Annotated in this window: 11 protein-coding genes and 1 tRNA gene; 1 reads left to right on the top strand and 11 read right to left on the bottom strand. The window is 62.4% G+C overall.

All coding sequences use genetic code 11. From position 1 onward, the window contains the following. Positions 1 to 363 precede the first annotated feature (363 nt). The 9 genes from BRC58_05985 to BRC58_05945 form a co-directional block, all read right to left on the bottom strand. Positions 364 to 759 carry a 50S ribosomal protein L7/L12 gene (locus BRC58_05985; GenBank protein PSP17558.1) on the bottom strand — a complete coding sequence of 132 codons (396 nt, stop codon included), beginning with the start codon at positions 757 to 759 and terminating at the stop codon, positions 364 to 366. 54 nt (positions 760 to 813) lie between these two features. Then, on the bottom strand, positions 814 to 1,350 hold the full coding sequence (locus BRC58_05980) for a 50S ribosomal protein L10 (GenBank protein ID PSP17559.1): 537 nt from the start codon (positions 1,348 to 1,350) through the stop codon (positions 814 to 816). A 193-nt stretch (positions 1,351 to 1,543) separates the two neighbouring features. Continuing rightward, positions 1,544 to 2,260, bottom strand: coding sequence for a 50S ribosomal protein L1 (locus BRC58_05975; protein PSP17557.1), 717 nt, complete (start codon positions 2,258 to 2,260; stop codon positions 1,544 to 1,546). 33 nt (positions 2,261 to 2,293) lie between these two features. Then, a complete protein-coding gene (rplK, locus tag BRC58_05970) occupies positions 2,294 to 2,716 on the bottom strand; it encodes a 50S ribosomal protein L11 (GenBank protein PSP17556.1) in 423 nt (140 codons plus the stop codon). Between the two features lie 2 nt (positions 2,717 to 2,718). Then, positions 2,719 to 3,342, bottom strand: coding sequence for a transcription termination/antitermination protein NusG (locus tag BRC58_05965; protein PSP17555.1), 624 nt, complete (start codon positions 3,340 to 3,342; stop codon positions 2,719 to 2,721). Beyond that, a complete protein-coding gene (locus BRC58_05960; GenBank protein ID PSP17554.1) occupies positions 3,342 to 3,575 on the bottom strand; it encodes a preprotein translocase subunit SecE in 234 nt (77 codons plus the stop codon). The genes BRC58_05965 and BRC58_05960 overlap by 1 nt, the downstream gene beginning before the upstream one ends. A 109-nt stretch (positions 3,576 to 3,684) precedes the next feature. After that, positions 3,685 to 3,758 (bottom strand) — tRNA-Trp (locus BRC58_05955). A gap of 74 nt (positions 3,759 to 3,832) precedes the next feature. Further along, positions 3,833 to 4,183, bottom strand: a complete 351-nt coding sequence (gene rplS / locus BRC58_05950; GenBank protein PSP17553.1) for a 50S ribosomal protein L19 — start codon at positions 4,181 to 4,183, stop codon at positions 3,833 to 3,835. A 50-nt stretch (positions 4,184 to 4,233) separates the two neighbouring features. Further along, positions 4,234 to 4,809: a hypothetical protein gene (locus BRC58_05945; protein PSP17552.1), complete on the bottom strand. Its 576-nt coding sequence runs from the start codon at positions 4,807 to 4,809 to the stop codon at positions 4,234 to 4,236. Positions 4,810 to 4,873: 64 nt separating this feature from the next. Here BRC58_05945 and BRC58_05940 point away from each other — a divergent pair, with 64 nt between their 5' ends. Beyond that, positions 4,874 to 5,059 (top strand): hypothetical protein, encoded by a 186-nt coding sequence (locus tag BRC58_05940; protein ID PSP17551.1) that lies wholly within the window; start codon positions 4,874 to 4,876, stop codon positions 5,057 to 5,059. Positions 5,060 to 5,067: 8 nt separating this feature from the next. Here BRC58_05940 and BRC58_05935 read toward each other — a convergent pair whose 3' ends face one another. Next, the gene (locus tag BRC58_05935; protein PSP17550.1) at positions 5,068 to 5,517 is read right to left on the bottom strand and encodes a nucleoside-diphosphate kinase; all 450 of its coding nucleotides are present in this window, start codon (positions 5,515 to 5,517) and stop codon (positions 5,068 to 5,070) included. Positions 5,518 to 5,576: 59 nt separating this feature from the next. Then, the gene (locus BRC58_05930; protein PSP17549.1) at positions 5,577 to 6,641 is read right to left on the bottom strand and encodes a D-alanine--D-alanine ligase; all 1,065 of its coding nucleotides are present in this window, start codon (positions 6,639 to 6,641) and stop codon (positions 5,577 to 5,579) included. Between the last annotated feature and the right edge of the window lie 142 nt (positions 6,642 to 6,783).

Genomic DNA, 6,783 nt, shown 5'->3' with positions numbered 1-6,783 from the left:
GCTTTCTGCAATGTCGACGTTGAAGACAGTGGTCATGGCAAGGGCTACCTTCCGCTCGCCACCCCTATTTTAGTGCAAAACTACTCGTAATTGGTATAACTCAAGATGGAACTCAGGCGAGTCAAGGGCAAAATGGTCAATCGGAAGTTCAGCCTTCAGCTAAGGATCTCTCGCAAGACCAACAAGCGCAATAGGGCGTTTTCTCAAAGTCAAAACTAGAGCAAGATATCTAGCCATACTCCAAATGGCCCAGTCGTTCTAGGCCCGCTTTTTGGAGCTCGTAGCTGAGCGACGGGATGTTAATACACGCAAGCGGCAAGGCCGCCGGCCCTGCCGCTTGCGTGCGCGCTCGGTGGCAGCAGCTTATTTGACGCTGACTTGGGCGCCAGCTTCCTCGAGCTGCTTTTGCATGTCGTCGGCTTCCTCTTTGGAAGCGCCCTCCTTGAGGGTTGTGGGCAACGACTCCACCAATTCCTTGGCTTCTTTGAGGCCGTAGCCCGTAATGCCGCGAACGACTTTTAGCACGGCAATTTTCTTGTCAGAGGGGATCTCATCGAGCACGATATCGAACTCGGTTTGCTCCTCGGCTTCCTCCTCGGCGGCGGCCTGACCGCCCCCGGGAGCCGCTGCCACCACACCGGCAGCAGGAGCCGAGGCACTCACGTTAAAGGTGTCCTCAATCTGCTTGACGAGCTCGGAAGCCTCAAGCAGCGAGAGGGATTTGAGCTTTTCGACGATTTCGTCAGTTGCTTCGGACATGGCAGGTCCTCCTTAGGTTGGTCTGGGGCAAGCGCCCGTGGCGCTCGCAATGGATCAAGCGGCGTCGCCACCTTCGCCCTCGGCGTGGGCTTTGATGCCGCGGGCCATCGAGGCGGGCAGCTCGTTGATACCGGTGGCGAGCTGCGTTGCCAGCGCATTAATGCCGCCGGCGATTTGGCCGATGAGCGCTTCGCGGGATGGCAGCTGACCGATGGCCTCAACCTCCGCTTTGGACAGGATCTGGCCGTCCATGACGCCGCCGCGCAGCTCGGTCTTTTTAGTGGCCTTTTGAAAATCCTGATAGGCCTTGACCGTGCTGCTGATATCCGATTTGGCCACCACAAACGCCGACGGACCGCTCAGCAAATCCTGTAGGGGCTGCCAGTTGGTATCCCCTTCGACCGCCAGCTTGGCCAAGGTGTTTTTGGCAATCTTGCAGGCCCCATCGCTCTGGTAAAGGCGCTGGCGGAGGTCGCCGATCTCGGCAACCGATAGCCCTTGATAGTCGATGACAACAGCGAGGTGCGACTCGCTCAGCAGCTGTTTGAGGTCGCGCACGACCCGTTCCTTGCTCTCGGGGGTTCTGGGCATGTTGGCAATTGCCTCCAATGCGAGCGATAGATCCCCAACCACAGCAAAGCCTCGGCCGGTCTGACCGAGGCAGGAAGCTGTCGATGCGTGCGGGCCGCCCCAATAGGGGCGTAAGAGACCCACCTCGGCAGGGAATTAAGCGCAGTGCGCCTGCTGTCTTCGGTCGGGATGCGGTGTGGTTGAGAATGCTCGGTTAGGCGAGCTCCGTAGCTTTGAGATCGCGCAGGGCGTTCACATCAACCTCAATGGAGGGGCCCATGGTGGACGCAACAAAAATCCCGCGCCAGAAACGGCCTTTAGCACCCGAGGGCCGGTTGCGATCAACCGTATCCTGCAGCGCTTTTAAGTTGCTCAGCAGCGCTTGGGCCGAAAAGGAAGCTCTCCCGAGCATAACATGGACGATGCCGGTGCGATCGGAGCGGAATTCCTGCTTGCCCGCCTTGAACGCCGCGATCGCGTCGGCCAGCTCGTTGGTTACGGTGCCGCCTTTGGGCGAGGGCATCATGCCGCGCGGCCCCAGCACGCGCCCCAACTTGGCCACCTGGGGCATCATGTCCGGGGTGGCGATGACCACGTCGAAATCCAGCCGATCTTGCTGGATTTGTTCGATCAGGTCTTCGGCACCGGCGACATCGGCACCGGCCCGCTGGGCCTCATCGACGCGATCGCCTGAGGCGATCGCGGCGACGCGAACGGGCTGGCCCGTGCCTTGCGGAAAGATCACGGTCGTTCGCAGCTGCTGGTCAGTGTATTTGGGATCGATCCCCAGGCACAAGTGGGCTTCGGCCGTTTCGTCAAAGTTGGCCGTTGCCGTTTGCTTGAGCAACTGCAGGGCCTCTAGCGGTTCGTAGGGGCGATCCTCGACTTGCTGTTTGAGATCGCGCAAGCGGCGCGAGAGTTTCCTTACCATGCTCGAGTCTCCACTAAGCTGCCTCGCGCGGGATTACTGGACGGCAATGCCCATGTTTTTGGCCGTCCCCGCCACGATTTTCATCGCCGATTCCAGTTCGGGGGTGTTGAGATCGGGCAGCTTGCGCTCGGCGATCTGGCGCAGCTGATCTTGGCTGATCGTGCCGATGGTCTGCTTGTTGGGCTCGCTGGCCCCTTTCTCGACGCCGGCAGCTTCCAGCAGCAGTACCGACGCGGGCGGGGTTTTGAGGGTAAAGGTAAAGCTGCGATCTTCGTAGACAAAGATCTCGACCGGAATGGTCGTCCCGGCTTGATCGGCGGTTTGGGCGTTGTACTCTTTGCAAAACGCCATGATGTTGACGCCGTGTTGGCCCAGTGCCGGTCCCACTGGGGGCGCGGGATTGGCTTTACCCGCCGGGAGCGCCAGCTTGATCGTGGCAACGACTTTTTTGGCCATCGCTAACTTTGCTTCTCCACCTGACTGAATTCCAACTCCACTGGCGTCTCCCGCCCGAAAATCGACAGCAGGGCCTTGAGCTTGTTGCGCTCGGTGCTGACATCGGCCACTTCGCCTTCAAAGTCTTTGAACGGTCCCGAGAGCACGACGATCTTGTCGCCCACCGACAGATCGACTTGGACCACCGGCGCTTGCTCTTCGGCCTTTTTGAAGATGCGATCCACCTCCGAGCGGGATAGGGGCAAGGGCTTGACGTGCCCGCGTCCCTGGCCCGAGCCGCTCTGCTGCTCGGACCCGACAAAGTTGATCACATTGGGCGTATTTTTGACGACCTGCCAGACCTCATCGTCCATGCGCGTCTGGAGCAGCACGTAGCCCGGGAAGACCTTCTCCTGGGCCTGCTTGCGCGTGCCGTCCTTGCGGACTTTAACGGTTGGGGTCTGCGGGATCTCCACTTGCAGGATGCGATCACCCAAATCGAGGGTGTGGATGCGCTGCTCCAAGTTGGCGCGCACGCGCTGCTCGCAGCCGGAGGCCACCTGGATGGCGTACCAGCGGGCCGGTGGGCCGCTGCCCTCAGGCTCCTCAGCAGTCTGCTGTTCCCAATCTTCAGCGGCGAATCCCATCAGTAAATCCTACCGGCAATCCAGCCAAAGAAGCCGTCGAACAGATAGATCAAGGTTGCCACTAGCGTGACGATCGCGATAACTGCTGCCGATTCGCTGATCAGCTGTTGGCGTGAGGGCCAAACGACCTTGTCCAGCTCCTGCTTGGTCTCGCGCAGGAACCGAACCGGGTCGAAGCGCTCGGATTGAGCGGCCTTGCGCTCATCCCTTTTGGCCTGCTCCTTTTTCGCCACTGCCTCGTTCTCCTAGCTGACCGCGCGAGGGGGGGTAAGGCACGAAAGTCGGTTCCATCGGCTGGAACCGACTTGAGCCTCTTAGGCGGCCGCACCGTTGCCGCAAAAGCGCGCTCTGGAGGATTCGAACCCCCGTCAACAGGTTTTGGAGACCTGCGTTCTACCAGGCTGAACTAAGAGCGCACGGCGCGGCGGACTGCGCTGACCGCGCACCCCACCCTAACGCATTGCACCGCCAGCGCAAAGCAATCGCCGGACTAAAAGCGTTCCTTGACCCGCGTTGCCTTGCCGACGCGGTGGCGCAGGTAGTAGAGCTTGGCGCGGCGGACCTTGCCGCGGCGCAGGATCTGAATGTCGGCAATGCGCGGCGAATGGAGCAAAAACACCCGTTCGATGCCCACCCCTTGAAAGATGCGGCGGACGGTGATGGTCTCGTTGATACCGCCGTGGCGGCGCGCAATGACGGTGCCCTCAAAGGGTTGGACGCGTTCTTTGCCCCCTTCGCTAATGCGCACCCCTACCCGGACGGTGTCGCCCACTTGCAGATCGGGCAGGTCAGTTTTGAGCTGCTCGGCCTCGATCGAGCGCAGGATTGCCTCGGCACTCATGGCTGCTTTCCCAATTAGAGCCTCACTAGGGTAGCAGACGGGGCAACGGACTAGCTGCCCTCTGCCTCAGCGGCGCTGGGCTCGCCCGTGGCGATCAGCGCCAGCTCGATCGCGTCCGATTCCGATGGTGTCAGCGCCGCTTGCACCCCCGGACCGAAAAACCGCTCGATTTTGGCTTGCCGCTCCTGCCAGCTCTCGAGCGGGACGTGGGGCGAGGCAAAGCGCAGAACCAGGGCATAGCGCCCGTCCCAGTCAGCCTCGCGGATGGATTGCAACACCGGTCGCTCCTCGCGAGACGGCGCCAACCCCAGCCGCTCGAGCGACTCATCCAAATGCGCCTCGTGGCCGTAGCGGTAGCGCGTTACGTTCTGGCGCAGCAACTTGAGGATGGGGGTGGCTTGGGCGTCGCGCAGCTGCCGGAGCTCGGGGGAGGGCGGCTCGCTGTAGGGGATGGGTTTGAGCTCGGCGGCTTTGAGGGCCAATCCGATTAGCGCCAGTGGCACCCCCGAAAAGAAAGCAGCCAAATTGAGGGTGGGGTAGCCGCCAATATAGGCTGCTATGCCCAAAGCGGTGAGGCCGATGCCTAGGATTAAGCCCCATTTGCCTAGCGAGATCCGACGGAACATCAGGCTTGGCAGGCGCGCGGCACAGTGGTCTATTCTAGATACGGCGATCGCCGGAGATTGGGCAATGGAGGCATCCGCCCTGCGGGAAAAAGTCGCGCAGCTCGAGAGCAAGCGCGAGGTGCTGGTGCAACTGCTGGAGCAATCCGATTTGGGCACGCTGCGCGTGGATGTCAATCAGGCGCTGGAGGAGCTAGACGAGCTGCTGGAAGCCTTCGATCGCACCTTCCCCGACCAACGCTCATCCAACTAGCTCAGCCGCTACTCGTAAATCCAGCCCTGCAAGCTGGATTCCCAACTCAGCAGCTCGGCATTATCGAACCAGAGGGCGATCTCGCGCTGGGCGGTCTCGACGGCATCGGAGGCGTGGATGAGATTGCGCCCGATGTCGATGCCGCGATCGCCGCGGATGGTCCCCGGCTCAGCCTCGAGCGGGTTGGTGGCACCCACGAGCTTGCGCGAGGTTGCCACAACGCCATTGCCCTCCCAGACGCTGGCAACCACTGGGCCTGAGGTAATAAAGCTCACCAGGCTGTCAAAAAACGGTTTGTCGCGGTGGACCTCGTAGTGGCGCTCGGCAAAGCTGCGCGACACTTGCACCTGCTTGAGGGCCACTAGCGAAAAACCCTTGCGCTCGAAGCGGCCCAGTAGCTCGCCCACCAGGCCGCGCTGGACGCCGTCGGGCTTGATGGCGATAAACGTTCGCTCCACAACTGCTCCTTGCCTTTAGCCGGCGCAGGGCACCCTAACGCAGAACGGGGCAGCCGCGCTCAGACCGCCGCCAACTCGCCGTGCCGCTCGCGCGCGAGCTGCACCAGGCGATCCACCAACTGCGGGAACGGAACGCCGGTTGCCGCCCACAGTTGCGGGTACATGCTGGTCGCGGTAAAGCCGGGCAGCGTGTTGATCTCGTTGATGCGGATCGTCCCGTCGGCCTGGGAGTAGAAAAAATCAACGCGGGCCAGGCCGGCGGCATCGACAGCGCCAAAGGCTTGCAGCGCCAACTCGCGGATGCGCTCGCCGGCTGCCTCGGGCAAGGAGGCCGGGATGTGCAGCTGCGCTTGGCCTTGGGTGTATTTGGTGCGGTAGTCGTAAAACTCGCTGCTGAAGGCAATCTCGCCCACTACCGACGCTTGGGGATCGTCGTTGCCCAGCACGGCGCACTCCACTTCGCGGGCGCTCGTTCCGGCCTCGATTAGCAAGCGCCGATCGTGGCGGGCAGCGGTAGCCAGGGCCGCATCCAGTTCCAAGGCCGTTCGGACTTTGGAGATCCCCACCGAGGAGCCCAAATTGGCCGGTTTGACAAAGCAGGGATAGCCCAGTGCCTGCGCCACCTGGGCTTGCAACCAGGCAGGCGCCCCCCCATCAGCCTGCAGCCGCGAGCGGCGCACGGCCAGATGGGGCAGCTGGGGCAGCCCCTGCTGCGCGAACGCGACCTTCATGGCCAGCTTGTCCATCCCCAGGGCCGAGCCCAGGACGCCGCTGCCCACAAACGGCGCCTGCATGAGCGTCAGCAAGCCTTGCACGGTTCCATCTTCGCCGTTGGGGCCGTGCAGGATGGGGAACCACACATCCACCTCGGGGGCCTGGGCCGGCAGCTGCCAGCGGTTGCCGCCATCGCGGGTGGCAGCCGCCGGCCCGGATTCCAAGACCTGCCAGGCCGTATCGCCCGCTTCCCACTGGCCGCTGCGGCGGATGTAGGTGGGGCGGAGCTCGTAGCGATCAGCGTTGCCCGCCTGCTGGAAGGCTTGCGTGATCGCTTGGGCAGAGCGAATGGAGACCTCGTGCTCGTCCGACTGGCCGCCAAACAGCAGGCCGATTCGCAGTCGTTCCATACTAAAGCGCCGTGCTTAGCGGCGAATGGGTTGCGTCCTAGCGCACTTTGGGAGAGGCCTAAGCCAACAGCTCAGCAGCACGGGTTGCGATGCGCTCGGGGGTGAGGCCATTGAGGGCCATGAGCTCGCCCGGACTGGCCGC

The sequence above is a fragment of the Cyanobacteria bacterium QS_8_64_29 genome, assembly GCA_003022125.1.
Classification (GTDB): Bacteria; Cyanobacteriota; Cyanobacteriia; order Cyanobacteriales; family Rubidibacteraceae; genus QS-8-64-29.
Note: the sequence above shows the minus strand (reverse complement) of the source record. Positions and strands in the feature narration are given on the sequence as shown.